The following is a 26,638-nucleotide window of genomic DNA, read 5'->3' on the forward strand; positions in this document are numbered from 1 at the left end:
GGAAGGGAATTCATGAAGGGGTACCGTCAGGCGTGCGATGTTCGAGGGCACGAATGACCGCGATCATGTCTTGGGCCCCAAGTCCTAGTGCTTCCGTTTCGCCATAAAGTGCATGACAAATATCCAAAAGCGGTGACGCAATTCCAATGCTCCGTGCAGATTCAGCAACTAAGCGGCTGTTTTTCAAGACATCGGTAATGGCCGCCTGTACCGAAAAATCCTGCGTGGCAAGCTTTTCTATTTTTATGCGCGATACGTCACTTGCCATCGGGCCAGCATTCAATGCGTGAGAAAATTTCGCCAGTGGAATCCCGTGGCTCTGAGCGAAATGCGTGGCTTCGGCCAACCCCGTTACCATGGTGATGAGAAACAGATTGACCGCAAGTTTCATCGTCAGGGCATTTGGCACGTCGCCGCACAGAATGCTCTCTCGATACAAGGGCTGGAGGAGGTCGCGCACGGCAACCACGTGCTCCTCGGAGCCGGCCAGCATCATGACAAGCTGCCCCGCTTCCGCCGGCTTGCGAGATCCTGATACCGGCGCCTCGACGTAGTGGCCATTGTGCGCGTTGATCTCTATAGCCAGCCCCTGCGAGTACTCGGCGGATGTCGTACTCATGTTCACGATCAGATGTCCACTCACGAGATCGTTGAACTTGGATGTCCGCCTTCCGAGAACATCGTCTATGGCCCCTTCGTTAGCTAGCATGAGCAGAATGGTTGGACACTTGGAGGCCAGTTCTTCAGGGCTACTGACAACGCTTGCTCCCGCTTCACGCAGCGTGTCGTACTGAGTGCTTGAGCGGCTCCACACCATCAACGGCATTCCGGCGTGCGCCAAGTTAAGCGCCATGGGGGTTCCCATCACGCCCAAACCGATAAAACCAACGTTTGCATGCATCTCACGGCTCCTGAAAAAATTTCATCGATTTTTGTTAAACAGGAATAGCGGTATCTTGACCTCTATTTGATAGGCGCGCCCGCGTCGATCACTGCGGCGTGTTGGCTTGGAAAGTCAATCATGGATTGGCCACATTCTCAGACAGTGCAATCTGAAAACGCTTGCGAATCGACTTGGCGATGCCCGCACTATCGAGCCCACAATCAGCCAATAGCTTGAGAGGATCTCCATGATCGATAAGGTGATCAGGCAATCCGAGTTGTAGTACGGGCAGGTTTACACCCCGCGCGAACAAGGCCTCGGCACATGCGGATCCCGCGCCTCCCATGACGCAGCCTTCCTCAATCGTCACGATGGCATCATGCGTAGCCGCCAAGTGGCGCACCAGATCGGTGTCGAGGGGCTTGATGAAACGCATGTTTGCTACCGTTGCGTCGATCAATTCTGCTGCGCCAACTGCTGGCTCGACCATGGAGCCAAACGCGAGGATAGCGATGCGCATCTTCGACAATTGAGAGGCATGCCGGAGCGTTTGTCCTTTGCCGATTGGAATCGTCGTCATCTCCTTGATGATCTCGACTCCTGTGCCAGCGCCACGGGGATAGCGAACGGCGGCCGGTGTCGCTTGCTGTAGAGCGGTGTACAGCATTTGACGGCATTCGTTTTCATTCGACGCCGCCATGATCATCATGTTGGGGATGCAGCGCAGGAATGCCAAGTCATAGCTGCCAAGGTGGGTCGCGCCATCAGCGCCGACGACCCCCGCTCGATCGATAGCAAAGACAACGGGCAGATTTTGTAGCGCAACATCATGAATGAGCTGGTCGTATGCCCGCTGAAGAAATGTCGAATAAATAGCCACAACAGGCTTCAAGCCGTCGGCTGCCAGGCCTGCTGCAAAGGTCACCGCATGCTGTTCCGCGATACCCACGTCAAAGTATCGGTGGGGAAAGCGCTTCTCGAACTCAACCATTCCAGAACCTTCACGCATGGCCGGCGTAATGCCCACCACGCGCGAGTCCCGTTCTGCTGCGTCGCATAGCCACTCTCCAAAAACCTGCGAATAGGTTTTTTTCTGTGGCGTTTCCGACGCCTTTATCCCTTCTTTCACATCGAATTTTCCTGGGCCGTGATATAGCACCGGATCGCCTTCAGCGAAGGAGTAACCGTGTCCCTTTTTTGTCACGACATGCAGGAACTGCGGGCCGTGCAGGTGTTTGATGTTTTCCAGCACTGGAATGAGCGACTCCAGATCGTGACCGTCTATCGGCCCGATATAGTTGAACCCAAACTCCTCGAACAGCGTGGCGGGAACAATCATTCCTTTCGCGTGTGATTCAAGCCTGCGTGCCAGCTCACGCATGGGTGGCGCGAAATTCAAGGCGTGTCCTGCGCCAGTACGCGTCGCCGCGTAAAAACGGCCCGACATCAGGCGAGAAAGGTAGCGATTCAATGCGCCGACAGGCGGCGAGATCGACATGTCATTGTCATTCAGAATCACAATGAACGGCATACCTTTTGCGGCGCCAACATTGTTCATCGCTTCAAATGCCATGCCAGCCGTCATTGCACCATCACCGATGACGGCAATCGAATGGCGTTTCACCTTTTGCAGTTTTGCGGCGATAGCCATGCCGAGCGCGGCCGAGATGGACGTGCTTGAATGAGCCGTGCCGAACGCGTCGTATTCTGATTCGGCCCGCATGGGAAAGCCTGAAATTCCGTTAGGCTGCCGCAACGTGTGCATTCGCGTTCGCCGGCCCGTAAGAATCTTGTGCGGATAGGTCTGATGGCCCACATCCCAGACAATCCTATCGTGAGGGGTATCGAATACGTAGTGCAGAGCGATGGTCAACTCGACCACTCCCAGATTCGGCGACAAGTGGCCCCCGGTCTGTGAAACGCTGTTGAGCATGAACGTGCGCAGTTCATGCGTCAGCTGCGGCAAATCGCGACGGTGAAGGTGCCTGAGATCTGACGGGGTATCGATACTGCTCAACAAATCGTCCATGGTTGTTGTGTATGCATATGGGATTGTTGCGGGGGTCAATGCTTTCCGGATCGAGGTTGGTCGATCAGGTAGTGGGCGTACGAACGACCTTCGACCGTCGTGACAGTCTTCGGCTCGTCCAGCTACGCCCGGGTGTCTTGCCTTCTTGCAGGACTTGATATCCTGACATACGATTGCTAATGCAACGATTGTAAATGCAATCGTGATCAACAACAAGGATAGCTATGACACAGGCTAGCGATCTCGCGTTCTATACCGCGAACACACCCAATGGGCAGAAGGTCAGTATCTTTCTTAAAGAGGCCAGATTGGCTTATGAGCAGTTCGACCTTGATCTTGACAAAGGAGAGCAGCATCAACCTGACTTCCTCAAGATCAACCCGAACGGCAAGATCCCCGCCATCATTGATCGGCAAGCCGGCCTGGCCGTTTTCGAGTCTGGCGCTATCCTTTCTTATCTGTCGTCGAAGACGGGGTGCCTGTTGCCTGCGACGGAAGCTGAAAACGTCGCCGTGCAGCAATGGCTACATTTTCAGATTGGAGGCATCGGTCCAATGTTGGGGCAGCTGTGGTGGTTTTTGCATGCCTCGAAAATGGGCAATACCGAAGCCATACAGCGGTACCAGAAGCAATCGCTTCGTCTTTACCAAGTCGTGGATGCCCGCCTGAGCGAATCCACTTTCATCGCCTCTGAAAATTACAGCATCGCCGATATTGCTGCCTTCACCTGGCTTAGAACGTGGGGTGAGTTGAACCTGGATATCACTCCGTACTCGCATGTACAGGGTTGGCTCGAAGTGATCGCTGCTCGACCCGCGGTACAGGCAGGACTGCTTGCAAGTGAGCCGGGCTCCAGAAATACCGCCGAACGGTTAACTTCTGTGGAGGGATGAGACCGTGGCGTGGACTTATCTGCTTCTTGCCGCAGCCCTGGAAATCGTGATGGGCATTTCTCTCAAGTTGAACGCGGGGTGGACCAGGTTGGGGCCAAGTCTCGTCGCCGTGGTGGCGGGGTTGGGCAGCATCTACCTGCTGGCTTTGGCCTTACGCTCGTTGCCCGTTGGGATGGCCTATGTCATCTGGACGGGCATCGGCACGATTGGATTGATCCTGGTAGGTGTGTTGGCATTTCAAGAGGAGATGAACTGGCTTCGGATGTTCTTCCTCGGATTAACGGCTATCGGAATCATTGGATTGCGTTTTTCCGTAGCGACGGCCTGACGCGGTGGGAAGACATACGGTGGAATTTCGACACGTGCGCTTTTTTTTGGCTGTGGCCGAAGAACGTCATTTTGCTCGGGCAGCAGAGCAGCTCCCTGTCGAATTGAAAGAGAATTTGGGCATGGCCGGCGTCGCCAGCACACTAGGGTTATCCGGGATTCTTTATGCTTAAAGTTTTGTGAAGAATGAGCGGCAGATGCAGGGCTGCCGCCGCGATGAGGCATCACGGCGGTTCACCGGGGTGCGGCACCTGACGCACCGTACGCAGGTCGCGCGGTGGCGCCCGGTAAGGAGAATCGCATGCTGCTGCGTAGACATTGCCTGGCCATAATGATGCTGGCGCTGACGGGCTGGGCGACGGGCAGCCATGCGCAAACGCCGTCTCAGGTCTGGCCCGCCAAGCCGGTTCGCCTGGTCGTGGGGCTGGCCCCTGGCGGGCTGGTCGACGTGCTGGCGCGTACGGTACAGCCGCATTTGGCCGAGGCCCTGAAGCAGACGGTGATCGTGGAGAATCGGGGCGGCGCGGGCGGCAACGTGGCGGGCGCCGAGGTCGTGCGCAACGGCGGAGACAATCACACCTTCTTGCTTAATCCGTCGACGACTGAATCAGTCAACCCGCTGATGTTCACCAGCATGCCGTTCGATCCGCAGCGGGACCTGCGGCCGGTCGCTTTGTTGGCCAACAGCCAGTTGTTCCTGTTCGTCCGGTCCTCGCTGGGCGTCGATACGCTCGAAGCGTTTGTCGAATACGCGCGCAAGCAGCCCAATCCGCTCAACTATGGGTCGGCCGGCAACGGCACGACGCCGCATCTGGCAGGCGAGCTGCTCAAGCAGGCTACCCGCATGCAGGCCACCCATGCGCCATATCGCGGCGTGGCGCCGGCGATACAAGACCTGGCCGCAGGCCAGATCGACTTTGCGTTTGGACCGGCCACGGTCTTTCCCATGGTGCAAGCGGGCAAGCTGAAGGTGCTGGCGGTGGCAAGCAGGCAACGGGCTGCTGTCGCGCCCGACATCCGCACCTTTTCTGAGGCCGGCATTGACGGCGTTTTCGCGGACAGCCTGTTCGGCGTGTATGCCGCCGCCGGCACCCGCGATGATGTGGTCGCTCGCATGAACGGCGAAATCAACAAGGTGCTGGCGCGGCCGGAGATCAAGGCGCGCTTCCTCGACGCGGGCGCCGAGGCGCTACCGCTGAGCGTGGCCGACTACGCCGCACGTGTGCAGGACGAGAAGAAATTGTTCGCCCCATTGATGAAGTCGTTGGGGTTGAAGGAACAGTAGGTAGAACAACGATCCCTTCACCCCCCTTACCACTTCAGCTCAACATCAGCCGAGCAGTTCCTTCCGAACAATCTCCGCGCCTTCGCTCAGCGCCAGCAGCTTGCCCTTCGCAATGGCGCGCGACAACGGCGCCATGCCGCAGTTCGTGCACGGATACAGCTTGTCGGTATCCACAAACTTAAGCGCCTTCCTCAGCGTATTGGCGACTTCTTCCGGCGTTTCAACCTTGTCGCTGGCCACGTCGATGGCGCCGACCATGACCTTCTTGCCGCGAATCAGTTCGAGCAGATCGATCGGCACGTGCGAGTTGTGGCATTCCAGCGAGATGATGTCGATATTGGATTGCTGCAGCTTGGGGAACGATTCCTCGTACTGACGCCATTCCGAACCCAGAGTCTTCTTCCAGTCGGTGTTGGCCTTGATGCCGTAGCCGTAGCAGATGTGCACGGCGGTTTCGCACTTCAGGCCTTCGATGGCGCGTTCCAGGGTGGCGATGCCCCAGTCGTTCACTTCGTCGAAGAAGACGTTGAATGCCGGCTCGTCGAATTGAATGATGTCGACGCCTGCGGCTTCGAGTTCCCGGGCTTCCTGGTTCAGGATCTTGGCGAATTCCCAGGCCAGCTTTTCGCGGCTCTTGTAGTGGCCGTCGTACAGCGTGTCGATCATCGTCATGGGGCCAGGCAGGGCCCATTTGATGGGTTGCTTGGTTTGCTGGCGCAGGAACTTGGCGTCTTCGACGAAAACGGGCTTCTGACGGCTCACGGCGCCCACGACGGTGGGCACGCTTGCGTCATAGCGATCACGAATGCGGACGGTCTCGCGCTTTTCGAAATCGACGCCGTCGAGGTGCTCGATGAACGTGGTGACGAAGTGCTGACGGGTTTGCTCGCCGTCGCTGACGATATCAATGCCGGCGTGTTGTTGTTCTTGCAGCGCCAGGCGCAGGGCGTCTTGCTTGCCCTCGACCAGTTCCTGGTCTTCCAGTTTCCACGGCGACCACAGCTTTTCGGGCTGGGCAAGCCAGGAAGGCTTGGGCAGGCTGCCGGCGGTCGAGGTGGGCAGTAGTTTTTTCATGATCTGTAGTCTTGTATGTTTTGAGTGATTAGAGGGCGTAGTTGGCGGCCCAGCTTTCGAGCGTCTTTGCGTAAGGCTTGATGAAGTGTTCTTCCGTAAACTTCCCTTGCTTGACGGCCAGCTGGCTGCGTTCTTCGCGGTCATAGACAATCTGCGTCAACGAGTAATCCTGGTTCTTCAGGCTCGGTTGATAGAGCTTGCCGGCGGCGGAATTGGCGTTGTAGATCTCGGGGCGGTAGATCTTCTGGAACGTTTCCATCGTGCTGATAAGGCTGATCAGCTCAAGATTGGTGTAGTGGCCAAGCAGATCGCCTTGGAAGTAAAAGGCCAAAGGCGCAGCGCTACCCGGCGGCATGAAGTAGCGCACCTGCAAACCCATTTTTTCGAAGTACTGATCCGTCGGGGAGAATTCATTTTGCTGATATTCAACGCCCAGGATGGGGTGCTGGTTCTCAGTCCGGTGGTAGGTCTTGCTGCTGGACGCGCTGATGCAGATGACAGGCGGCTTGCTGAAGTGCGCTTTGTAAGTGCTTGAATTCACAAAGTGCTTGAACAGCTTGCCGTGCAGTTCGCCGAAATTGTCGGGTGTGCTGAACGTGGATTTATTGTTGTTGTGTTCCGACAGCAGCACGCTGAAGTCGTAGTCGCGCACATAGGACGAGAAGTTGTTCCCGGTAATGCCTTCAATGCGTTCGTTGTTTTTCCGGTCGACGATATTGGTTTTCAATATTTCGATCAGCGGAAAAACGTCACTGCCGCCTTCGGCGCCAATGTGCATTTCAACGGAAATGATTTCGAGCTCAACCGCGTAGCGATCACCCTTGGGGTTGTCCCAATGCGCCAAGCTGTTGAAACGCCGGTCAATCATCCGCAGGGTGTTGCGCAAATTCTCCTGGCGGCTCGCGCCCCGGGCCAGATTGGCAAAGTTGGTCGTGATGCGCGTGCTGTCGGACGGCTGGTAATTCTCATCAAAAGAGATGCTCTTGATGCTGAAGGTGAAGTCTTGGCTCATTGCGATGGGGTGTGTTTATTTTTGCGAAAATTGAGTCGGTCTACCGCTGGGCGGCGGACGCTATCGCCGCGCTATGGGGCAGCCGGATTAGCTTGGCTTCAGGCTGCGACGGCTTCTTGCGCGGTGGCAGTGCTTGAATGGCGCATCAATTCGACCAAGGGCAATGCCCGTTCGACTGCCAATCTGGCCCGCTCGATCAGGGCCTCGTCCTGCAGACGGTAGTCGGCGAAATCCTTGTCGGTCGCGTAAACGCCCAGCGGCAGCGTGCGTGCCTGGAAGAAGCTGAACAGCGGCCGCAATTGGTGGTCGATGATCAGGGCATGGCGTTCGCTGCCGCCGTTGGCCGCCAGCAAGACGGGCTTGTCGATCAAGGCGTCCTGATGAATGAAGTCGAAGAAATGCTTGAAGAGTCCCGTGTAGGAGCCACGGTAGACCGGGGTGGTCACCACCAGGATGTCCGCTTGCTCGACCAGGGCAAGTTCGCGCTCCACCGTGTCGGGCAGCTGCGAGCGCCAGACCGCGCCCGCCAGTTGCGGGGCGAGCTGGCCCAGTTCGACCAGGTGCTGTTCACACGGGACTTCGTCGGCGATCAGGTCCAGCAGGTGCTCTGCCAGGGCTGCCGACTTCGAGGGGCGTTGCAGTCCGCCGGAAACTGCTACGAGACGGAGTGGACGTGTCATCTTTGCTTCACATGAATGGGTCTACGCGGCGCCGCATCTGCTTTTGTGCAGGTGCAGCAACAGGCCGGGATCCGCATACTAGGGGAGGGGGGTGATGAAGTAAAATGGTTTTATTTCACGAATCCATGAGCGGAAATCATCTGAATGCTTGAGCGCATCCACCTCAGCATCGTCCAGCAGGTCGAAAAGCAAGGGTCGTTGACGGCCGCGGCCGGCGTGCTGAACCTGACCCAGTCGGCCCTGAGCCACAGCATGAAGAAGCTGGAGCAGCAACTGGGCACCGACGTCTGGCTGCGCGAGGGCCGAAGCCTGCGCCTGACGCAGGCCGGTCAATACCTGCTGGCGGTGGCAAACCGAGTGCTGCCGCAACTGGACCTGGCCGAAGAGCGCCTGGGCCAGTTCGCGCAGGGCGAGCGCGGGGCGTTGCGCATTGGCATGGAATGCCATCCTTGCTACCAGTGGCTGCTAAAAGTGGTGTCCCCCTATCTGGCCGCATGGCCTGACGTGGATGTGGACGTCAAGCAGAAGTTCCAGTTCGGCGGGATCGGCGCGCTGTTCGGCTACGAGATCGATCTGCTGGTCACGCCTGATCCGCTGTTCAAGCCGGGCCTGAAGTTCGAGCCCGTGTTCGACTACGAACAGGTGCTGGTCGTGCCCAAGGGCCATGCCCTGGCAACGGCGGCGTACGTGAAGCCCCAGCAGCTGACCCAGGAAGTGCTTATCAGCTATCCCGTGGACATCGAGCGCCTGGACATATACAACCAGTTCCTGTTGCCGGCCGGTGTGACGCCCAAGCGCCACAAAGCCATTGAAACCACCGACATCATGGTGCAGATGGTGGCCAGCGGCCGCGGCGTGGCGGCGCTGCCACGCTGGCTGGTCGAGGAATACGCGGCCAGGATGGACGTGGTGCCCGTGCGGCTGGGCGTGCGCGGCATCGCCAAGCAGATCTTCCTGGGGGCGCGCGAGGCAGAAACCGCCATCGACTACGTGCGGGCCTTCATCGAACTGGCCCGGCAGCCGGCCGCTGGCGCCACCTCGGCCGCTGTGCAAGAAGGCACTCGCTGAATCTCACCGTTGAACGTAAACCGCTAGCCGAGCCGTTCGGCGTGCCTGTCATTGATGCCCTTGATTCATCCCAGTTCCCCCCAGTCGCCCGGCCACATCACCGATGCCTATTCATTGGAAGTCAGCGCGAAGGACATTCCAGCGCTGACCGCGGCGGCGCCGCGGATGTTGCCGGGGTCGACCATTTCCATTCCCTATCTGCCTGGCCAGGACGACAACGCGCGACTGGCCGCCGCGCGTGCCGTGCGCGCACTGGGCTTGGTAGCCATGCCGCACCTTTCTGCGCGCCGTATCGCCTCGCTCGCCGAGCTTGAGTCCTTCGTGACGCGCGCGGTCGCTGAAGCCGGTATCGAGCGCTGCTTCGTGATCGCAGGAGATCCGTCGACGCCGCTGGGGCCGTTTGCCGATAGTTCCTCGCTGATCGAAACAGGCGTATTCGAGCGCGCGGGCATCCAGGTTGTCGGCGTAGGCGGGCATCCGGAAGGCCATCCGGTCATGAGCGCGGCCGATCGGTGGGAGGTGCTTGAACGCAAGTGCCGCAGCATCGGCATGCGCGGCATGACGCCCTTGATCGTCACGCAGTTTGGATTTGATGCCGACATCGTGCTGGCGTGGCTGAAAACCCTGCGCGAGCGTGGCATCGAGCATCCCGTGCGCGTGGGCGTGCCGGGCCCCGCAGGTATCGCGGTGCTTGCCCGCTATGCCGCCTTGTGCGGCGTCAGCGCATGCGCATCGATGTGGTCCAAGTACGGTATTTCCCTGGGCAAGCTGTTCGGCACGGCTGGGCCGGATGTTTTTGTGGATCGCTTGGTTGCGGGACTCACAGAAGAACATGGAGAGGTAAGCCTGCACTTCTTTCCATTCGGAGGGATCGCACAGTCTGTGAAATGGATCGCGCAGTACCGCGCCCAGGGTCAGTAACTGCGCGCCTTGCCGAGAGCCGTTCGCGTGGCCGTCAAGCGTGGCGAACAAGCTCAAGGCGCCTCAGAGGCGGGGGCCAAGCAGGTCGGCAAGGCCGATGGCTTTGTATATCTCGGCACGCATGCGGTCCGCGACGGCGTTGACGACTTCCGCGCCGTCCTGCGAGGGATCCACGTGGACGCGGAAAGGACGCTTGCCGTGGGGTAGGCCGACGACGCGCACGATCTGGCGGGCGACTTCTTCGGGATCCGCATCGCTGGGTTCCAGCCCCGCCAAACTCTCGAGCGCCCTGGCAGCCACGCCGGCATAGGGACCTTGCTCGTACTCGGCGACGATGTGGGTGTCCTCGGGCTTGCCCGAATGGGCGAAGTGGTTCGTGCCTTTGGTGAAGGCGCCCGGCACCATGATCGTGGTTTCGATTCCCCAGCGCGAAAGTTCGGTCGAGTACGACACGGCCAGCGCATCCATGGCGGCCTTGGCCGCGAAGTAGGGTGCGAGGAAGGGGGGCGTTCCGCCCCGGGTGGAGGATGAACCCACCCAGACCAGCAGCGCCTTGCCCTGCTTGCGCAATTGCGGCAACGCTGCCCGGTTGACGCGTTGCGCGCCCAGCACGTTCACGTCGTACTGCTGGGCCAACTGTTCCGCAGTGAAAGCCTCGGCCGGGCCGAAGACCATATGACCGGCGTTGTGGACGATGACGTCCAGCCTGCCCGCTTCGGCCAGGACTTGTCCAATGGCGGCGTTTGCGGAGGAATCGGACTGCACGTCAAGTTCGACGGTGCGCAGGTCCACGGCGTTGTCGGCGGCCCATTGCGCGGCTTGCGCGACGCGGGATGCATTGCGGCCCGTGGTCGCGCGCATCGACGCGTAGACGGTGTGGCCGGCCTTGGCCAGCGCTTTGGCGGTCATGAGCCCGAAGCCCGACGAAGCGCCGGTGATCAGGGCAATTTGGGAAGTCGTCATGGCATTGATCCGGTGGTTGAGTTGACGGGATCAATTCTGGACTGTTCCGTTTGGAAGATAATTGGGCGGTTATGAAGATAATAATTTCATTTGCTTTAACAATAGCGAATGGAGCGCTCCTGTTTTCCCTGCCCTGTGCCCAGCGGGCAGGCGTCACCGCGCCAGATCGAACCAACCCTGGGCGGCGATGCTGCCATTCACGCACAACTGCACCGCGTGCCTGCCGGCGTAGTGCGTGCGGGTCATGAAGTCGCGGATCTGCTGGCTGCGGCTGAGCGTGATGGCCTGGCCCGGTTCCAGGGTCAGCTCTTTCAGCCTGAACGCCTTGAACGTGGCGGCGCCGTTTCGCCGCACGTAGCCGATGCGGTACAGGACGATCAGTCGCCGGGGCGCGGACGCGGTCGAGCGTAAGGTGCAGGCAAGGGTGAGCGTATCGCCGAGCACAAGCCGGGCGGGCGTCACCTGGAATGCGTCGACCTCGATGTCTGCGGTGGATTCGGCGCCCAGCATCGCCAGCGCTTGCGCGCTGCCTTGCTTGACCAGCGTGCGCAGGGCATGGCGGATGATCCATCGCGTATGCGGGTCCTCGATCCCCCATTGCGCCGCGCGTGCAAGCACCCATGCCGGATTGGCCTTGGTGATGTCGTTCAGGTGGTTGGCGACGGACCGGCGCACATACAGGCTTGGGTCGGCGCGCAGATTGTCGAGGATCGGGGCGGCAAGAGCTGGAGACGCTTCGAGGGCGCCCAGCCGGAACGACCACGGCAGACGCGGCCGCGTGCCTTCGCTGGCCAGGCGGCGCACGGCGTCGTTGGGGTGCCGCGACCAGGCCGTCATGATCTCCAGCGCGCGGGGCAGGTCGTCGCGCAGGAACTCGCGTACGGCGAATTCCGACGTGCCGAACGGCGTGAAGAATTTCAACGCGTCCATGGAGCGTTCGAAGGCCTGGCGGCCATGCTGGCCCACATAATCGGGCGCGACGAGCGACATGAAGCCGTTGCCCAGGCGAGGCGCCGCTTCCATCAGCAATGCCAGCACGCCTTCATACCCGCCAGGCAGGTCATGGGCGCCCGCGGCGACGGCATCGCTGGCGCGCCGCACGCGCTTCATCAGTGTCAGCGTTTCCAGGCCGTCCAGCGCGGTGGAAAGGAACCGGCCGGTGTCGAAGCGGGCGCATATCGATTGAAGTACGGCTGACAGCTCGCGCAACTGCGCGGGCCCCATCGAATCCTTGAGCGGGGCGTGGGTCTGGGTGGTCATCGGGCGGGGAATTCCTGAGTCGGGCCGGACACGGCCGGGCGGGGGTTGCCAGTGTCGGCGATCGTCGTGTCAATTCCTGTCAGCAGCTTGCGCGGACGCGCCGCGCCCATCTCATTCGCCGCGGCTATCAATCGGGCGGCCAAATCGGGTAAGCGGTCGCGAACGCGTGTTCACATGGGCGCGCGTTCGAGCGCATCAGATTGATCATAAGCATTGAGGTACCATCTTTCGGCAGCGATCCTGGGATGTTCTTGAAGGCGGCCACAGGCCGTCTTCAACGATGCAGACAGGGATCGCATCAATGCCAAACGAATCAAGAAAAGGAAAAAATCTGATGCGCTTAAAGGCTCTTGCCCTCTGCTTGATGGCCGGTTTTGCAGGTTCGGCCGCCGCCCAAGACAGCACCCAATCGTTGCAGCAGGCATTCAAGCAGATACCGCAGGTGGTGCTTACCGCCCCGGAAGCGATGCAGATATTCTTTGTGGACGTACAAGCGTGGCGCGGGCTGGAGAAAGCCGGACCCTCTGCGGATGGCATGCGCAGATTGGCGATGGCGCAGTGGATCAGCCCGCTTCAATCCGTGGGATACGGTCTGGACCAATGGTCGACCAACGCCAAAATCCCTTTCGATGAACTCTCCTATTTCGCTGCGTTCGGCCAGGCGCCTGGCAACGTCACCTATTGGGGGATGAAGGACGGTAAAGCCGTGGCGGGGCTGGTTGATCGCTTAAAGCAGGCCGATTTCGCCGCGGTGGGGGGTGACGTCCCCGGCGTGCTCGCCAATGGCGAGGCGCAGAAGATGGACATGAAAAAGGCCAATCCCAGAGACCCCTGGAGAGGCTCGATGGGCAAGGCCAGCTTTGTCCTGCCGCTGGATACCGCGCTGGTTCAGGCGCCCGCCGCAACGGGAATGAACGTACTGGCCAAACCCACGCCGTCGGTGGCCGACAGTGCAGTCGTTGCCGCCTCGGTTGCCGGGCTGAAGGAAGCCGTTTCTTCTGCCGACGGCCACATTGAGCAGGCCGCGGTGATTTCGCCGGTCTTGGGCCTGGAAGGCGTGGATCCGGCGAAGGTGTTGCCCGCTACGCCCGCAGACTTCGACGCGGCAAAGCGCAATCTTGAAGCGGCTGCGGCATCCAGCGCGCGCGGCATCCCGCCTTACTTCTCCGGCATCCTGGCAGACGCCCAGATCAACAACGTCCCCGCTGTGGTGATTTCGCTGGCTTACGCGGATTGCGCCACCGCCAAGCAGGCCGTTGACGGCATCGGCGCCGCATGGAAGGAAAGCATGGCTGCGTCGGTAGAGGCCACGGTCTCGGGGCGTACCGTCCAGGCCGGTAAGCTGTGTGCCGCGGTCGTCAGCATGACTTCCCCCAAAGCAGAGAATGCGGGCAACCCGATTCTGTCTCAGGTGATGAACCGCTATATGCAGCGCGATTTCAAGGTGCTGCAGATCGGCGCGTCGCGCTGATTGCCAGACGGGTCAGCGCGGGGTGAGGAAGTGCTTCATGCGTTCTATTTCCTCATCCAGCGCATTGCGGAACGCAGCGTCTTTGGGCGCTGTGCCCGCCACATAACCGAACGCGGGCGCCAGGTGTCCTTCGTTCGCTGACACGTTGGCCCAGCCGATCACCTTGTCACGCCATAGCATCGGCAGTGCGTAATAGCCAAACTGGCGTTGCGCCGGCGGCGTGTAGGCCTCGAACTTATAAGTCCAGTCCCAGAGCAGCGTGAAGCGGCGCCGGTCCCAGACCACGGGGTCGAACGGGGCCAGCAGCCGTAGTCGGTCATCCACCGCGTACCGGCGCGAGCGTGGGTTTTCGTCGGCAGGCCAGTACCAGGTGGTGCCATCGATGCGGCAACTGGCCAGGTGCTCGCGCGCCAGGCGCAGCGCCGCCTGGATTTGCGCGGTCAGATGGGGAGCCCCATAGCCGAGCAATCGCAGCAGATAGGTCAGGCTGGCGGCGGGTAGCGGCGCGTATTTGCGTACCACCAGGTCGATCAACGTGGCGGCGCGCCGAACGGCGCCGGCGGGGCTGTCGTCCGCGGGCGGGTGCGAGGCGGCCTCGTAGATACGCGTGCCACTGTCGCGCCGTTTCACTCGCAAGAGGCCGCGATAGTGCATGCCGTCCAGCAATTGCGTGCTGGCGTTGCTTGATCCGCCCCAATAGTTTTTCACGCGGCCATGCTGAAAGTGCTGATCGACCTGGCGCGGGTGTACCGCGCCGTGTTCACGCACGAAAGCCAGCACGTCCGCGGCTTTGCGCTCGGTCTCGGCATCCCAGGCTTTCCTGGCCTGGCGGGGGTGCATTAGCGTCAGGTGTTCGCTGGGCAGGAAGCCGTAGTTGACCAGGCAGTCCTCGTCGATCGCCAGGCGCGTGTAGCGGCGCTCCAGGTCGCCCGCGCGGTAGTCCTTCACCCGATGGCGCAGCGTCAGGTCCTGTGCCCGGGCGGGGGCGCGGATCGGGTCGGCCTGCACAAAGCCCAGGCGTCGGATTGCCGCCGGCAAGGTGACGGGCGTGAACAGGCTGCGCCCCACGGCGTAGCGGCGCAGGTCTTCAAGGCGGGGATCAGTAGGCATGTGGCAATTGAATCACGGTGAGAACAACGCCCGCTCATCGTCGAACACTTCAACCAGATATTCGACAACCGTCCGAATCGGCAGGTCTTTACGGTCTTGCCGTCGCGTCAGCAGCATGATCTCGCGCGGCGGCGGTGCCGCGTCCAGCTTGCACGGTGCAAGACCCGGCGTCGTCCGCCCGACGTAGTGCGGCAGCAGCGCAATCCCCACGCCTGATCCGGCCGCCGTGGCCTGCGCTACCTGATTGTTCGCCCGAAAGACCATGCGGGCCTGCGGAAAATGGCGGGCAAGCCAAACGGCCTCGGGCAGATAGGCGTTCGCCTCATCGAACCCGACAAAGACAGGTTCCGCTCCGCCTTCGATCCGTTGACATAGCGTGGGTGTTCCATAGAAACCGAATGCCATCAGGCCCAGGGGCTTTGCGATGAAGTCGCCATCCTGGGGGCGGCCCAGGCGGACGGCGATATCGGTGACATGCCGCTCCAGGCTGACCGAGCGCAGATCCGTGGCCAGGTCGATGTCGATGCCGGGGTGCTGCAGCGGCAATCTGGCCAGTCTGCCCACCAGAAACCCCTGGGACAGGGCAGGGGGAGCATTGACCCGGACCAGGCCGCGCGGCGTGCCGTCTGCGCTGCCTCTGCCCAGGGTGTGGACGGCAGCCTCCATGTCGCTGGCGGCCGCCAGCGCGTGGGTTCCTGCCGGCGTCAACACGTATCCCTCGGGGCGGCGTTCGACCAGCTTTTCCCCTAGCGTGGCCTCCAAGGACTGAAGGCGGCGCGAGATCGTCGAATGGTTGGTCGACAGCGCCCGCGCAGCCGCCGACAGGCTGCCGTAGCGCCCCAGCGCGAGAAATACGCGGATGTCCTGCCAGTCGGGCTCTGTGCGTTTTTTATCAGCCATTGAGCAAGAATAGCGGATTTTCGAACAGGTGCGATGCGCCTACTGTACGGGTCATGCCAACCCCAATACAGAAGGAAGCATCATGAGCAACGAACAGAAAGTCGCCATCGTTACCGGCGCATCGCAGGGCCTGGGCGAGGGTATCGCCCGTGCATTTCTCAGCCGCGGCTACCGCGTCGTCGGGACGTCCCGGTCCATCCCGCCGTCGGACAATCCGAACTACCTGACCATCGCGGGCGACATCGGCGATCCGGCGACGGGAAGGCAGGTTGTGGAGCAGGCGTTGGCCCGTTTCGGACGGGTGGATACGCTCGTCAACAACGCCGGCATTTTCGTCGCCAGCGAATTCACGAAATATACCGAGCAGCAGTATCGGGACATGCTGTGGACCAACTTGAACGGATTCTTCTACATCACGCAGCCTGCCGTGGAGGCGATGCTCAAACAGGGGGGCGGCCACATCGTGCAGATCACCACGACGCTGGTCGACCACGCAAACTCCAACGTTCCGTCGGTTCTGGCGTCGTTGACCAAGGGCGGCTTGGCCGCGGCAACGCGCAGCCTTGCGATCGAGTACGCCTCGCGCAATATTCGCGTGAATGCGGTGTCGCCGGGCATCATCAAGACGCCCATGCACGCCCCGGAAACGCACGGCGCGCTGGCCGCATTGCATCCCATGAAGCGCATGGGCGAGGTCGCCGACGTGACCCAGGCGGTACTCTATCTGGAGGATGCCGGTTTCGTGACTGGCGAGATCCTGCATGTGGACGGCGGGCAAGTCGCGGGCGCTTGACCGTCGAGAAGGCCGACCCCTACAGCGATGCAATCAAACGGAGAACAGAGATGCCTTACGTGAATATCAAAGTCACCCGCGAAGGGACGGCGCCCGGCGCGACGGCGACAACGCCCGAGCAAAAGCGCGCGCTCATCAAGGGCGTCAGCGACTTGTTGTTTGAGGTGCTGGGAAAGCCCCATGCGTCGACCTTCGTCGTCATCGACGAGGTAGACATGGAGAACTGGGGCGTGGGCGGCGTCACGGTGCCGGAATACCGGGCGCAGCAGGCCAAGGTCGAACGGTAGGTCCGCCGACATGGCATCCGGCTGCGGTTTCGGGGTTCCGGAGCGGTAGTCGGATGCCTACTTGACAGGGGTATCTGTGCCCCTGATGCAAGGGCTATTTGTCCACCGACCGCATATCGCAGGTCGTTTCCTGGGAGGTGCAGATGCCGCGAAACCAGGCGCGCCCCTGCGTGCGGTCCTTGGGGGCCAGCAGCTCCCAGTTTTCGCTTTGGCGCATCTCGTAATCCAGCAGAAGCCATTCGCCTTCGCAGGCCACGATGCCGCGCAACGTGGCGCGTTCCGTGAGCCAGTCGCTGCCCAGGTCCAGCAGCCGATCGCTGCCGGCGTCCGGGCGAGCGTATCCCCGCGCCGACTGGATGCCGACCTGCGCATCCGCTGCTTCGATCCAACCTTCTCCCCGGTACACGGGCCGGGGGCGGCTTGCTTCGTTGCCGGTCATATCGTCGCTGGCGTTTCTGATCTTTAGCCACCCGTCGCGCGCCTCGCTCACGTCGAAGGTGACGCTGTAGTAATCGATGTGGTCGGGATCAGGGTCGTCGCCGCGGGTCGTGGGCAGGCTGCCCACCGTTTCGGCCTGGGGGGAGGGTGCAGCGCGCACTTGGATCACGGGCTTTTTGTTGGTCGTCCAACCAGAGAAATTGCAGGCCGTCGGGCCCGGGGGGACCCAGGTTGCGACCTTGGACGCCGCATGGGCGGTGAGCGCGGGCGACATGGCCAGTGTGGCAAGGGCGAGGAAAATCCGTCGAACAGTCATGGGGTTGATCTGGACCTCTGCTGGATGCCGGTTGGAGGAGGTTGCAGGCCGGTAAAAACGTACCATAGCAAGCAGCGGCGAGTTCTGCACCCGGCCAGCAGTTACGGCAATCGAGGGGCTATTGCGCTGCTGACGCGGGCACCTGCACGCCCCGGCTGGCAGGCACCAGTTTCCGCCACCATGCTTCACCCGCGTGGGGCGCGTTCAGGTCCACCCGCTCGCCCATTTCAGGCGTGGTCAAGGCCACGTTTTTCATGGCGGCCAATTCCGCCACGCGTTCAAACGGTTCCTGCCAGGCGTGCATCGCCAGGTCGAAGGTGCCGTTATGAATCGGCAGCAACCAGCGGCCGCGAAGATCCAGGTGCGCCTGAAGCGTCTGTTCCGGCTGCATGTGCACGTACGCCCAGCGCTTGTCGTAGGCGCCGGTCTCCATCAGCGTCAGGTCAAATGGGCCGAAGGCGTCGCCGATGGCCTTGAAGCCGTCGAAGTAGCCGGTGTCTCCGCTGAAGAACACGCGCAGGTCCGCATCTTGGATGACCCATGATGCCCACAGGCTGCGGTCGCTGTCGGTCAAGCCACGGCCCGAGAAGTGCTGGGCCGGCGTGGCCGTCAAGCGCAGCCCGTCGACTTCCGTCGACTGCCACCAGTCCAGTTGTTCCACCTGCTTCGGATCGATGCCCCAGGCGATCAACTGGTCGCCGACGCCTAGCGGGGCGATGAATCGGCCCGTCTTGCCGGCCAGTTGCATGACGGCCGCGTGGTCCAGATGGTCGTAGTGGTTGTGCGACAGGATGACCCCCGCAATGGGCGGCAAGTCTTCGATGGCGATGGGGGGCGCATGAAAGCGCGCCGGCCCGAACCATTGCACCGGCGAGGCGCGTTTGGAGAAGACCGGGTCGGTCAGCCAGTAACGGCCACGCAGTTTTAAGAGCACGGTGGAATGGCCCAGGCGGTACAGGCTGCGGTCGGGGGCGGCGTCAAGCTGGGCGCGAGTTAGCGCGCGGACAGGAATAGGTTGGTCGGGAACCGTGCCGGTGGGCTTGTCGAACAGGAATGCCCACGTCAATTTCAGGCCGTTCCAGAAGCCCATGGGCGGGCGCGGCGATACGTTCCCGAAACGGCCGTCGCGGTGCTGGGGCGAGTCGGGGTAGCTCGGCTGAGTGCAATGGACGTAGGCGGTATTGGCGGTCACGGCAAGAATTCCAAGCAGTAAGAAGGCAAGGGCGTAGACGGAGAGACGCTTCATGGAAGGCATCTTGAATGTAGACTGCACAGTGTAGTTTTGTTTTTTTAAAAAGTACACTGCCCGGTGTAAAATAGCGTTTCTACCGCCTTAGGCCGTTCCATGCCCAATCCGCCCAAACGTCTGACCGACCGTAAACGTGAAGCCATCATGCGCGCGGCGGTGGACGAATTCCGGACGGCGGGATACGAGGCCACCAGCATGGACCGCATTGCCGCTGCCGCGGGCGTTTCCAAGCGTACGGTCTACAACCATTTCCCCAGCAAGGAAGAGCTGTTCGGACAGATGCTTGAGCAACTGTGGGACAGCAGCGCCTCCAGTGTTGACTTGGCCTACCGCCCCGATTTGCCACTGGATCAGCAGCTTAAGCAGCTATTGATGCAGAAGCTTGAATTGCTGGGCGATTCCAATTTCATCGATCTGGCGCGCGTAGCGCTGGCCGAGATCATCCATTCCCCCGAGCGGGCGCAGGGCATCGTGTGCCGGATGGGAGAAAAGGAAAGCGGCGTTACCGCTTGGATCCAGGCCGCGATCGCGGACGGACGCCTGGCCGCAGTCGACCCCGACTTTGCGGGCCATCAGTTGCAGGGGCTGGTGAAGAGTTTTGCGTTCTGGCCCCAGGTGACGTTGGGGCAGCCGCCGTTAAACCCGGCCGAGCGTCAGCGGGTGGCGGATTCCGCGGTGGCGATGTTCCTGGGCTGTTACCAGCGCCGCAGTTGATGCCGGCGGGCGGCGTTGCACCGCCCGCGAATCTGGTATGAAACCAGCTCAGGCCTGCCGGCCCATGATGCTTAGCGCTACGGCCTCGGCGATCTTGATGCCGTCCACGCCCGCCGACAGGATTCCCCCCGCATAACCAGCACCTTCGCCAGCGGGGAACAAGCCCTTGGTGTTGATGCTTTGCAGGGTTTCGTTGTCGCGTTTGATGCGGATCGGCGACGAGGTCCGCGTTTCCACGCCCGTCAGCACGGCGTCGTGCATGCCGTAACCCTTGATGGTCTTGTCAAAGGCGGGCAGCGCTTCGCGGATGGCGGTAATGGCAAACTCGGGCAATGCCGTGGCCAAGTCAGTCAGGTGCACGCCGGGCGTGTAAGAGGGCAGCACGGAACCGAACTCGGTCGACGCCTTGCCCGCGATGAAATCCCCCACCAGCTGGCCCGGCGCGCTGTAATCGCTGCCGCCCAGCTCAAACGCGCGCGACTCCAGCGCGCGCTGGAAATCCACGCCGGCCAGCACGTGCTCCGGGTAATCCTCCTCGGGCGAAATTCCCACGACGATGCCCGCGTTGGCGTTGCGTTCGTTGCGCGAATATTGGCTCATGCCGTTGGTGACGACGCGATTGGGTTCAGAGGTGGCCGCCACCACCGTGCCGCCGGGGCACATGCAGAAGCTGTATACCGATCGCCCATTGCTGGCGTGGTGCACCAGCTTGTAATCCGCCGCGCCCAGGATCGGATGGCCGGCGTTCGGCCCGAACCGCGCCTTGTCGATCAGCGACTGCGGGTGTTCGATCCGGAAACCCACCGAAAACGGTTTGGCTTCCATGAATACGCCCTGGTCGTGCAGCATCTGGAAGGTGTCGCGCGCGCTATGGCCGATGGCCAGCACGACGTGGTCGGCCTCGATATGCTCGCCACTGGCCAGCGTCACGCCGGTGATCTGGCCATTTTCGCGCTGCAGCGTTTCCACCTTGCTGGAGAACCGGACCTCGCCACCCAGTTTGGTGATGGTGTCGCGCATGACTTCCACCATGCCCACCAGGCGGAACGTGCCGATGTGCGGTTTGCTCACGTACAGGATTTCTTCCGGCGCGCCGGCCAGCACGAATTCCTTGAGCACTTTTTCACCGTAATGCTTGGGGTCCTTGATCTGGCTGTACAGCTTGCCGTCGGAGAACGTGCCCGCGCCGCCTTCGCCGAATTGCACATTCGATTCCGGGTTCAGCACGCGCTTGCGCCACAGGCCCCACGTATCTTTGGTGCGTTCCCGCACCGCCTTGCCGCGTTCCAGGATGATGGGCTTGAAGCCCATCTGCGCCAGTACCAGTCCGGCAAACAGGCCACAGGGGCCGGTGCCGATGACGATGGGGCGCTTGTTCAGGCTGGCGGGCGCCTGGGCAACGAACTTGTATTCGGTGTCGGGCGTGGGCTTCACATGGCGATCATCGTGAAACCGCTTGAGCAGCGCCGCTTCATTTTCGATGTCGATATCCAGCGTGTAGGTCAGCAGGATATTGTGCTTTTTGCGTGCATCGTAGCTGCGCAGAAAGATGGTGAAGCCGTGCAGGTCGCTGGCCGGAACGCCCAGTTTTTTCAGAATCGCAGCGGGCAATTCTTCGGGGGTGTGGTTCAACGGCAGCTTGATTTCAGACAGTCGCAACATGCTTTGGTCCAGATGAATGGGCGATCACAACGTCGCCAAACCGCGAATTGTACTGGAGCGCAGGGGGCGCATGCGGCCTCTCACCTGCCAATAGGCCGGTGGCATGGGCCTGCCCGATGCCGCTCTCACGCAGTTTCGCGGGGGAGGCCGCTTCCCTGGACAGGGGCAGGGACCGCAGGCGAGATTGCTTTGCTCGATGATTTTTTCTCCGAGGAGATTCGGAATCATACGAGTTGATTATGTTCGGTTTCCTACGGACCCGATGATGCGCAATCACTATAGTGATGCCTGTCGATCGCATGTGTTGCGGCGGCGAATCCCCGACGGCAATACGACGCTTGCACAGGCCGACCCGTGCTCGCATCACGTTCGCATGTCAGCTGCTAATCCCTGAATGGTGATCGCAGTTAATCCTTCCGTCTTAGGAAATCAAAAAAATGAAACGTAGTACTTTTGCATCCTTTTCGGCTGCCGGCGCGCTGATGCTGGCTTTGGCTCCGGGCGTCTCGCACGCGCAATGGGATGGTCAGGTCAAGTTCGTTGGAAAAATCAGCGACACCACCTGCCTGATCAACGGAAACATGCCGGGCATGAACAACATCACGGAAGTACCTCTGGGAGAGTACGAGCCTAGCTTCTTTAGTGCAATTGGCACGAAGAGCACTCCGGAGCCCTTCAGTATCGAATTGACCAGCAATGGCCCCACCGCTGTATGCGACGCCAGTAAGACTGCGAGCGTTGTTTTCGACCAAAACTCCCCTCACATTGACAAGTCGTCGGGCAACTTGAAAATCAACAGCACGTCGCCTGCCGTAGGTATTCAGATTGAAATCGCCGATTTCGGCAATGGCAAGGCTGGAAAAATCAACCTTGGCGCTGCCCAGACAGATCCCCAAAAGGTGCTGCTTGCCGGTAACAAGGGCACTCTTAAGTTCACGGCAAACTATGTCTCGACGGCCGGTACCGTTACGGGTGGCTCGGCAAACTCGATTATTCCTTTCATGGTCGTGTACCAGTAATTCACGGTCGAACCAGTAATAGGAGCAATCATGACGCTAGTGATGCGTAAGGTTTTTCTTGCCTTTATGGCTGGCGTCATGGGCTGGGCCGCCTGCGCCGGTTCGGCGCAGGCGGCTTTGGTGCTGACGGGTACACGAGTGGTCTATCCGTCGGATTCCAAGGATGTCACGATTCGGGCGCGTAACGACGGTTTCGAACCCATGCTGGCACAGGTATGGATAGACGATGGCGCCGTGGGCGTCGCGCCAGCCAATGTCTTGGTGCCCTTCACGGTGTCTCCGGTTCTTACCCGAATCGACCCGAACTCTAGTGCCGTCATCCGGTTGGTGTACACGAAGAGCCCTTTGCCTGACGATCGTGAAACGCTGTTTTACCTCAATGTGCTGCAAGTGCCGCCAAGTAGTGATTCGACTTCATCGGCGAGCTTCAGTTTCAGAACCCGTATCAAGCTGTTCTTTCGGCCTGCCTCGCTGCGCGACGGCATTGTAGATGCGCCGGCGCAACTTGAATGGAAGGTGGTTCAGTCCGGCGCCGGCTCAGCCTTGGAAGTGAAGAATCCCACGCCTTATCACGTTTCGATGTCGTCTATCGAATCCGTAGCGAACGGAAGGACTACCTCGCTCGGCGGGGGCATGATCGTGCCGTTTGGCGTGGAGCGTTTCAAGTTGCCCAAGGGGGCCGCTGCTGAACCGGGAAAGATGCGCGTTCACTACGAGGTCATTAATGACTACGGCGGTCGGCATATGTTAGAGCGCGCACTGTAGCGCTAAGGGCATCTGGCAGCCAGGCTCGGGCGCCACTCAATTCAGCATTCGTATTTGGATCATGGTTATGTACGCTTCACTGCGGGGAAAGACACGTCTGGCGTTTGGCCAACGTAGGAGGGATGGTTGCTGCGGCAGGGGGCGGTCCCAATGGAAGCCCAGGCTGTTGATCGCGGCGTTGGCCATGGTGTTTGGCCCCGGTGCGCTGGCCCAAGGATCCCAACGGGTCGTGAAGTTCGATCCGCAGACGTTGATGCCCGGTATTGGCGGCAGCACGATTGATCTTTCGCGCTTCGAGCGCAGCGGATACGTCATCCCGGGCCAATATCGCCTGGAACTCTACGTCAACGGGAAGTGGCGCGGCACCCAAGATGTCGAGTATCGCGGTACACAGGAGCTTGGTGGGCAGCCCTGTTACAACGTCGACTTTCTGCGGCGCGCCGGCCTCGATATTCAACTCACTGCCCGCTATGCTGCCGAGCATGGCCGTGTGCCGTTAGGCGACGAACTGGTTTGCGAAGACCTGGACCGTTTTGTACCGGGCGTGATTGTCAAATCCGACATGGGCGAACAGCGGCTCTACCTGACTGTCCCCAAGTACTACCTGCATTCCGAACTGATGGACAACTACGTGGATCCCAGCAACTGGGACAGCGGCGTGACCGCAGGCAGGTTGAACTACAACGCCAACGTCAACATGATGGAAAGCAACGGGCGTCGTGATACGCGGGGCTATGCGGGATTGAACGCGGGCCTGAATCTTGGCGCTTGGCGGTTGCGCCACTACGGCTCGCTCACCTGGGCTTCGAACGGCGCAGGCGCGGATTATCAGCGCGGTCAAACGTACGTCACCACCGACCTGCCGGCGTGGCGCTCGCAGTTGTTGATCGGCGAAACATCCACGGGCGGCGACTACTTCGACGCGGTGTCGTATCGCGGTGTGAACATACGCAGCGATGAACGCATGCTGCCGCAAAGCTTGCGTAACTATGCCCCCGTGATACGGGGCACGGCCGCTACTAATGCATCGGTGTCAGTCTATCAGCGGGGATTTCTAATCTATGAAACCACCGTGCCTCCGGGTTCATTCGCCATTGAGAGCCTGCAGGCCGCGGGTTATGGCGGAGACCTGGACGTCAAGGTGGTGGAAGCCAATGGTGAAGAACACACGTTTGTGGTGCCTTTCGCCACGGGGGTGGAACTGTTGCGTCCTGGCACCACACGATATTCAGTGTCAGTCGGACGCGCCATGTCGTCGGCCAACCGCAGCAGCGGGCAGAACATTTTTGAAGGCGTCATCAGGCGTGGCCTAAGTAACATGGTGACCGGGTATGGCGGCTTGGCGGCCAGCGACTATTACGGATCCGTGATGGGCGGGGCCGCGATCAATACGTCGATAGGCGCATTTGGCGGTGACATCAGCGTGGCCAGCGCCAATCTCCCCAATTACGGCAGCATCTCGGGCTCCAGCTATCGCCTTGCCTACAGCAGGAACTTGCCCAATAGCGGCACCAACTTTTCATTGCTGGCCTATCGCTATTCCACCAGCGGCTTCATCGGGTTCAACGAAGCCATCGCTTTGCGCGACGCAGGCCAGATCCGCCGCTATGGCGATTTGGGACGGCCTCGCACCCGGTTTGACCTGAATGCCAGCCAAGATCTGGGCTCGTCGTTGGGTACGTTGTATGCCAACGGGTCGGCAACGCAATACTGGAAACGTTCCGGCAGCGCCTTGAGCTACAGCATGGGATATACAAACCGTTGGCGTGACGTCACCTATTCTCTTAGTGCGCAACGCATGCAAAGCATGTGGCCGGGCAGTTCAGTGTATGCCGGCAGCCGCGAAAAGAGCACGGTAGTGTCGTTCAATATCTCCATCCCATTGGGCCGTTCCGTGAGCGCTCCGGTCCTGACTACCTTCGTGAACCATGACAACCGCAGTGGGACGGACGTTGCAACAGGTGTGTCGGGCTATTTGGATCAACGTGGGGACTTGTCCTATTCGCTGGGGGCGTCGCGCGATACACGGGGCGGCACCAATTCCGCCAGCGGCAACCTGGACTATCGGGCGTCTGCTGCCAACGTGGGGCTTAGCGCTTCGCAGGGCAGCGGCTATCGCCAAGGATCCTTGCGGGCGAGTGGCAGCGTGTTGGCTCACGCGGGAGGGGTGACCTTTGCTTCCATGTTGGGTGAAACCGTGGGCTTGCTGCACGCACCCGACGCAGAAGATGCCCGTGTGGGATTCAGCCAGAACAAGGTTGATTATCGCGGCTACGGATTGGTCACCAGCTTGTCTCCCTATCAGCTAAACACCGTTGAGCTCAATCCGGGTGATATGTCGGATGACGTGGAACTGTTGAATAGCACGCGCAGCGTGGCCCCTCGCGCGGGCGCCGTTGTGTTGTTGTCTTATCCAACGCGGCGGGCGCGGCCAGTGCTGATCGACAGCCGCTTGCCGAATGGCGACAGGTTGCCGTTCGGGGCGGATGTGTTCGATATGGCGACCGAAGACTCCGTCGGAGGCGTGGGCCAGGGCAGCCGCATCGTGATGCGGGCGCTGCAAGACCAGGGTTCTTTGCGGGTGGCGTGGGGCAGAAGGCCCGATCAACAATGCATGATCGACTATCAATTGCCAGAGCGCGCCAAGGGGAAAAAGCAAGACGGATACGACACGTTGGAACTCCCCTGCAAACCGTTGCCGGCCAAGGCGCCGCCCATGTCTCCGGTGGCGAGCCGATGAGGGCATCCCATCAATCAACGAGCCTATGCGGCTGGCTGGCACAGCTCTGCGTGCTGCTGTCGGTCGTCGCGTCAGCAGCCGCACGGGCCGACTTGGCCGTTACGGGTACGCGTTTCGTCTACCCGGAAGGCCAAAAAGAAATCGTCGTGGCGCTGCGTAATACCGGCGACGACCCCGTCCTGGTCCAGACCTGGTTAGACCACGGAAGGGCGGAGTCGGACCTGAGCCGCCTGCAGGTGCCCTTTGTGTTGATGCCGCCGCTTTTCAGGTTAGACCCAGGCCAACGCAAGGCGCTGCAATTGCGATACACCGGAGAGCCTTTGCCGGCGGATAGGGAAACCGTGTTCTGGGTCAACCTCCGGCACGCGCCGGCCAAGCAGGACTCCAGGTCACGGTTGGAGGCGGTATTGAACTACGTGATGAAAGTCCTGTACCGCCCGAACGGTCTGGCAGGGAAGGCCAACGATGCGCCAGCCGAGGTGCGCTGGAGTTACCACCCAGGCGCGGGGCAATCCGCTCCGTACTTACAGGCCGAGAACCCCACGCCCTATGTTGTGTCACTGTCGACGCTAAGCCTGCGCAACGGGCCCGTACCCATCGCATGGACGGGTTTGACCATCCTGCCCAAAGCAACAGAGCGCTTTGCGTTGCCTGCCGAATCGGCCCCGCCCGTAAATGGCGCCAGCCTGGAATTTGAGGCCGTCGATGACTTGGGGCTTGTGGTTCCCGGCACGGCGAGGTTTCAGATTGCCTCGCCGTAATTGTGTGGCTCGCGCGCC

Annotated in this window: 25 protein-coding genes and 1 pseudogene; 14 read left to right on the forward strand and 12 right to left on the reverse strand. The window is 60.8% G+C overall.

Features of this window, described 5'->3' with window-relative positions:
• Positions 1–10: 10 nt before the first annotated feature.
• Together CEY09_RS00220 and dxs are read right to left on the reverse strand one after the other, a co-directional pair.
• Positions 11–901, reverse strand: a complete 891-nt coding sequence (locus tag CEY09_RS00220; protein ID WP_088587098.1) for an NAD(P)-dependent oxidoreductase — start codon at positions 899–901, stop codon at positions 11–13.
• 118 nt (positions 902–1,019) lie between these two features.
• On the reverse strand, positions 1,020–2,912 hold the full coding sequence (gene dxs, locus CEY09_RS00225; protein ID WP_088587099.1) for a 1-deoxy-D-xylulose-5-phosphate synthase: 1,893 nt from the start codon (positions 2,910–2,912) through the stop codon (positions 1,020–1,022).
• 224 nt (positions 2,913–3,136) lie between these two features.
• Between dxs and CEY09_RS00230 the strand changes: the two genes are divergently transcribed.
• The 4 genes and pseudogenes from CEY09_RS00230 (at position 3,137) to CEY09_RS00240 (ending at position 5,417) form a co-directional block, all read left to right on the forward strand.
• The gene (locus tag CEY09_RS00230) at positions 3,137–3,805 is read left to right on the forward strand and encodes a glutathione S-transferase family protein (protein WP_088587100.1); all 669 of its coding nucleotides are present in this window, start codon (positions 3,137–3,139) and stop codon (positions 3,803–3,805) included.
• A 4-nt stretch (positions 3,806–3,809) separates the two neighbouring features.
• Positions 3,810–4,133, forward strand: coding sequence for a DMT family transporter (locus CEY09_RS00235; RefSeq protein WP_088587101.1), 324 nt, complete (start codon positions 3,810–3,812; stop codon positions 4,131–4,133).
• Between the two features lie 19 nt (positions 4,134–4,152).
• A pseudogene (locus CEY09_RS32770) lies at positions 4,153–4,236 on the forward strand (LysR family transcriptional regulator); the annotation flags it as partial.
• Between the two features lie 197 nt (positions 4,237–4,433).
• The gene (locus tag CEY09_RS00240; protein WP_088587102.1) at positions 4,434–5,417 is read left to right on the forward strand and encodes a Bug family tripartite tricarboxylate transporter substrate binding protein; all 984 of its coding nucleotides are present in this window, start codon (positions 4,434–4,436) and stop codon (positions 5,415–5,417) included.
• Between the two features lie 45 nt (positions 5,418–5,462).
• On the opposite strand, the gene CEY09_RS00245 is transcribed toward CEY09_RS00240, so the two are convergent.
• From CEY09_RS00245 to msuE, 3 genes are all read right to left on the reverse strand, one after another.
• On the reverse strand, positions 5,463–6,491 hold the full coding sequence (locus CEY09_RS00245) for a methionine synthase (protein ID WP_088587103.1): 1,029 nt from the start codon (positions 6,489–6,491) through the stop codon (positions 5,463–5,465).
• A gap of 28 nt (positions 6,492–6,519) precedes the next feature.
• Positions 6,520–7,503, reverse strand: coding sequence for a DUF1852 domain-containing protein (locus tag CEY09_RS00250; RefSeq protein ID WP_088587104.1), 984 nt, complete (start codon positions 7,501–7,503; stop codon positions 6,520–6,522).
• A gap of 98 nt (positions 7,504–7,601) precedes the next feature.
• On the reverse strand, positions 7,602–8,183 hold the full coding sequence (msuE, locus tag CEY09_RS00255; protein WP_088587105.1) for an FMN reductase: 582 nt from the start codon (positions 8,181–8,183) through the stop codon (positions 7,602–7,604).
• A gap of 144 nt (positions 8,184–8,327) precedes the next feature.
• On the opposite strand from msuE, the gene CEY09_RS00260 reads away from it, so the two are divergent.
• Together CEY09_RS00260 and CEY09_RS00265 are read left to right on the forward strand one after the other, a co-directional pair.
• A complete protein-coding gene (locus tag CEY09_RS00260) occupies positions 8,328–9,251 on the forward strand; it encodes a LysR family transcriptional regulator (protein ID WP_088587106.1) in 924 nt (307 codons plus the stop codon).
• Between the two features lie 114 nt (positions 9,252–9,365).
• Positions 9,366–10,172, forward strand: a complete 807-nt coding sequence (locus CEY09_RS00265; RefSeq protein WP_234818189.1) for a methylenetetrahydrofolate reductase — start codon at positions 9,366–9,368, stop codon at positions 10,170–10,172.
• A gap of 63 nt (positions 10,173–10,235) precedes the next feature.
• Here the strand turns inward: CEY09_RS00265 and CEY09_RS00270 are convergent, their stop codons facing one another.
• Both CEY09_RS00270 and CEY09_RS00275 read right to left on the reverse strand, forming a co-directional pair.
• A complete protein-coding gene (locus CEY09_RS00270; RefSeq protein ID WP_088587108.1) occupies positions 10,236–11,135 on the reverse strand; it encodes an SDR family oxidoreductase in 900 nt (299 codons plus the stop codon).
• 153 nt (positions 11,136–11,288) lie between these two features.
• Positions 11,289–12,395, reverse strand: a complete 1,107-nt coding sequence (locus CEY09_RS00275) for a DNA alkylation repair protein (RefSeq protein WP_088587109.1) — start codon at positions 12,393–12,395, stop codon at positions 11,289–11,291.
• Between the two features lie 301 nt (positions 12,396–12,696).
• On the opposite strand from CEY09_RS00275, the gene CEY09_RS00280 reads away from it, so the two are divergent.
• Positions 12,697–13,866, forward strand: a complete 1,170-nt coding sequence (locus CEY09_RS00280) for a hypothetical protein (protein WP_234818190.1) — start codon at positions 12,697–12,699, stop codon at positions 13,864–13,866.
• 12 nt (positions 13,867–13,878) lie between these two features.
• Here CEY09_RS00280 and CEY09_RS00285 read toward each other — a convergent pair whose 3' ends face one another.
• Both CEY09_RS00285 and CEY09_RS00290 read right to left on the reverse strand, forming a co-directional pair.
• A complete protein-coding gene (locus CEY09_RS00285; RefSeq protein WP_088587111.1) occupies positions 13,879–14,976 on the reverse strand; it encodes a DNA glycosylase AlkZ-like family protein in 1,098 nt (365 codons plus the stop codon).
• 12 nt (positions 14,977–14,988) lie between these two features.
• Positions 14,989–15,876 (reverse strand): LysR family transcriptional regulator, encoded by an 888-nt coding sequence (locus CEY09_RS00290; protein WP_088587112.1) that lies wholly within the window; start codon positions 15,874–15,876, stop codon positions 14,989–14,991.
• A gap of 82 nt (positions 15,877–15,958) precedes the next feature.
• On the opposite strand from CEY09_RS00290, the gene CEY09_RS00295 reads away from it, so the two are divergent.
• Both CEY09_RS00295 and CEY09_RS00300 read left to right on the forward strand, forming a co-directional pair.
• Entirely contained in the window at positions 15,959–16,669 is a 711-nt protein-coding gene (locus CEY09_RS00295) for an SDR family NAD(P)-dependent oxidoreductase (protein WP_088587113.1), read from the forward strand.
• Between the two features lie 50 nt (positions 16,670–16,719).
• Positions 16,720–16,956, forward strand: coding sequence for a tautomerase family protein (locus CEY09_RS00300; RefSeq protein WP_088587114.1), 237 nt, complete (start codon positions 16,720–16,722; stop codon positions 16,954–16,956).
• A 94-nt stretch (positions 16,957–17,050) separates the two neighbouring features.
• Here the strand turns inward: CEY09_RS00300 and CEY09_RS00305 are convergent, their stop codons facing one another.
• Positions 17,051–17,710 carry a hypothetical protein gene (locus CEY09_RS00305; RefSeq protein WP_088587115.1) on the reverse strand — a complete coding sequence of 220 codons (660 nt, stop codon included), beginning with the start codon at positions 17,708–17,710 and terminating at the stop codon, positions 17,051–17,053.
• A gap of 118 nt (positions 17,711–17,828) precedes the next feature.
• The gene (locus tag CEY09_RS00310) at positions 17,829–18,956 is read right to left on the reverse strand and encodes an MBL fold metallo-hydrolase (protein WP_088587116.1); all 1,128 of its coding nucleotides are present in this window, start codon (positions 18,954–18,956) and stop codon (positions 17,829–17,831) included.
• A gap of 99 nt (positions 18,957–19,055) precedes the next feature.
• On the opposite strand from CEY09_RS00310, the gene CEY09_RS00315 reads away from it, so the two are divergent.
• Entirely contained in the window at positions 19,056–19,673 is a 618-nt protein-coding gene (locus CEY09_RS00315; RefSeq protein WP_088587117.1) for a TetR/AcrR family transcriptional regulator, read from the forward strand.
• 48 nt (positions 19,674–19,721) lie between these two features.
• Here CEY09_RS00315 and CEY09_RS00320 read toward each other — a convergent pair whose 3' ends face one another.
• A complete protein-coding gene (locus tag CEY09_RS00320; RefSeq protein ID WP_088587118.1) occupies positions 19,722–21,335 on the reverse strand; it encodes an NAD(P)/FAD-dependent oxidoreductase in 1,614 nt (537 codons plus the stop codon).
• A gap of 437 nt (positions 21,336–21,772) precedes the next feature.
• Between CEY09_RS00320 and CEY09_RS00325 the strand changes: the two genes are divergently transcribed.
• The 4 genes from CEY09_RS00325 to CEY09_RS00340 all read left to right on the forward strand — a co-directional run bounded on the left by CEY09_RS00325 (position 21,773) and on the right by CEY09_RS00340 (position 26,620).
• A complete protein-coding gene (locus tag CEY09_RS00325) occupies positions 21,773–22,354 on the forward strand; it encodes a fimbrial protein (RefSeq protein WP_088587119.1) in 582 nt (193 codons plus the stop codon).
• A gap of 30 nt (positions 22,355–22,384) precedes the next feature.
• Complete coding sequence (locus CEY09_RS00330) at positions 22,385–23,119, forward strand: fimbria/pilus periplasmic chaperone (protein ID WP_234818191.1); 735 nt, start codon at positions 22,385–22,387, stop codon at positions 23,117–23,119.
• Between the two features lie 166 nt (positions 23,120–23,285).
• On the forward strand, positions 23,286–25,859 hold the full coding sequence (locus CEY09_RS00335; RefSeq protein WP_088587120.1) for a fimbria/pilus outer membrane usher protein: 2,574 nt from the start codon (positions 23,286–23,288) through the stop codon (positions 25,857–25,859).
• Positions 25,856–26,620, forward strand: coding sequence for a fimbrial biogenesis chaperone (locus tag CEY09_RS00340; RefSeq protein WP_088587121.1), 765 nt, complete (start codon positions 25,856–25,858; stop codon positions 26,618–26,620). Before CEY09_RS00335 ends, CEY09_RS00340 begins: the two co-directional genes overlap by 4 nt.
• Positions 26,621–26,638 lie beyond the last annotated feature (18 nt).

The sequence above is a fragment of the Achromobacter marplatensis genome (genome assembly GCF_002209535.1).
Classification (GTDB): Bacteria; Pseudomonadota; Gammaproteobacteria; order Burkholderiales; family Burkholderiaceae_B; genus Achromobacter; species Achromobacter marplatensis.

Excerpts from the sequence above, each read along its gene's own strand:
- CEY09_RS00305 (WP_088587115.1), bottom strand. The coding sequence starts at position 17,710 with ATGACTGTTCGACGGATTTTCCTCGCCCTTGCCACACTGGCCATGTCG.
- CEY09_RS00280 (WP_234818190.1), top strand. The coding sequence starts at position 12,697 with ATGCCAAACGAATCAAGAAAAGGAAAAAATCTGATGCGCTTAAAGGCT.
- CEY09_RS00250 (WP_088587104.1), bottom strand. The coding sequence starts at position 7,503 with ATGAGCCAAGACTTCACCTTCAGCATCAAGAGCATCTCTTTTGATGAG.
- CEY09_RS00300 (WP_088587114.1), top strand. The coding sequence starts at position 16,720 with ATGCCTTACGTGAATATCAAAGTCACCCGCGAAGGGACGGCGCCCGGC.
- CEY09_RS00240 (WP_088587102.1), top strand. The coding sequence starts at position 4,434 with ATGCTGCTGCGTAGACATTGCCTGGCCATAATGATGCTGGCGCTGACG.
- dxs (WP_088587099.1), bottom strand. The coding sequence starts at position 2,912 with ATGGACGATTTGTTGAGCAGTATCGATACCCCGTCAGATCTCAGGCAC.
- CEY09_RS00330 (WP_234818191.1), top strand. The coding sequence starts at position 22,385 with ATGACGCTAGTGATGCGTAAGGTTTTTCTTGCCTTTATGGCTGGCGTC.
- CEY09_RS00220 (WP_088587098.1), bottom strand. The coding sequence starts at position 901 with ATGCATGCAAACGTTGGTTTTATCGGTTTGGGCGTGATGGGAACCCCC.
- CEY09_RS00230 (WP_088587100.1), top strand. The coding sequence starts at position 3,137 with ATGACACAGGCTAGCGATCTCGCGTTCTATACCGCGAACACACCCAAT.
- CEY09_RS00275 (WP_088587109.1), bottom strand. The coding sequence starts at position 12,395 with ATGACCACCCAGACCCACGCCCCGCTCAAGGATTCGATGGGGCCCGCG.
- CEY09_RS00290 (WP_088587112.1), bottom strand. The coding sequence starts at position 15,876 with ATGGCTGATAAAAAACGCACAGAGCCCGACTGGCAGGACATCCGCGTA.
- CEY09_RS00320 (WP_088587118.1), bottom strand. The coding sequence starts at position 21,335 with ATGTTGCGACTGTCTGAAATCAAGCTGCCGTTGAACCACACCCCCGAA.
- CEY09_RS00315 (WP_088587117.1), top strand. The coding sequence starts at position 19,056 with ATGCCCAATCCGCCCAAACGTCTGACCGACCGTAAACGTGAAGCCATC.
- CEY09_RS00310 (WP_088587116.1), bottom strand. The coding sequence starts at position 18,956 with ATGAAGCGTCTCTCCGTCTACGCCCTTGCCTTCTTACTGCTTGGAATT.
- CEY09_RS00270 (WP_088587108.1), bottom strand. The coding sequence starts at position 11,135 with ATGACGACTTCCCAAATTGCCCTGATCACCGGCGCTTCGTCGGGCTTC.
- CEY09_RS00260 (WP_088587106.1), top strand. The coding sequence starts at position 8,328 with ATGCTTGAGCGCATCCACCTCAGCATCGTCCAGCAGGTCGAAAAGCAA.
- CEY09_RS00325 (WP_088587119.1), top strand. The coding sequence starts at position 21,773 with ATGAAACGTAGTACTTTTGCATCCTTTTCGGCTGCCGGCGCGCTGATG.
- CEY09_RS00295 (WP_088587113.1), top strand. The coding sequence starts at position 15,959 with ATGAGCAACGAACAGAAAGTCGCCATCGTTACCGGCGCATCGCAGGGC.
- CEY09_RS00285 (WP_088587111.1), bottom strand. The coding sequence starts at position 14,976 with ATGCCTACTGATCCCCGCCTTGAAGACCTGCGCCGCTACGCCGTGGGG.
- CEY09_RS00340 (WP_088587121.1), top strand. The coding sequence starts at position 25,856 with ATGAGGGCATCCCATCAATCAACGAGCCTATGCGGCTGGCTGGCACAG.
- CEY09_RS00245 (WP_088587103.1), bottom strand. The coding sequence starts at position 6,491 with ATGAAAAAACTACTGCCCACCTCGACCGCCGGCAGCCTGCCCAAGCCT.
- msuE (WP_088587105.1), bottom strand. The coding sequence starts at position 8,183 with ATGACACGTCCACTCCGTCTCGTAGCAGTTTCCGGCGGACTGCAACGC.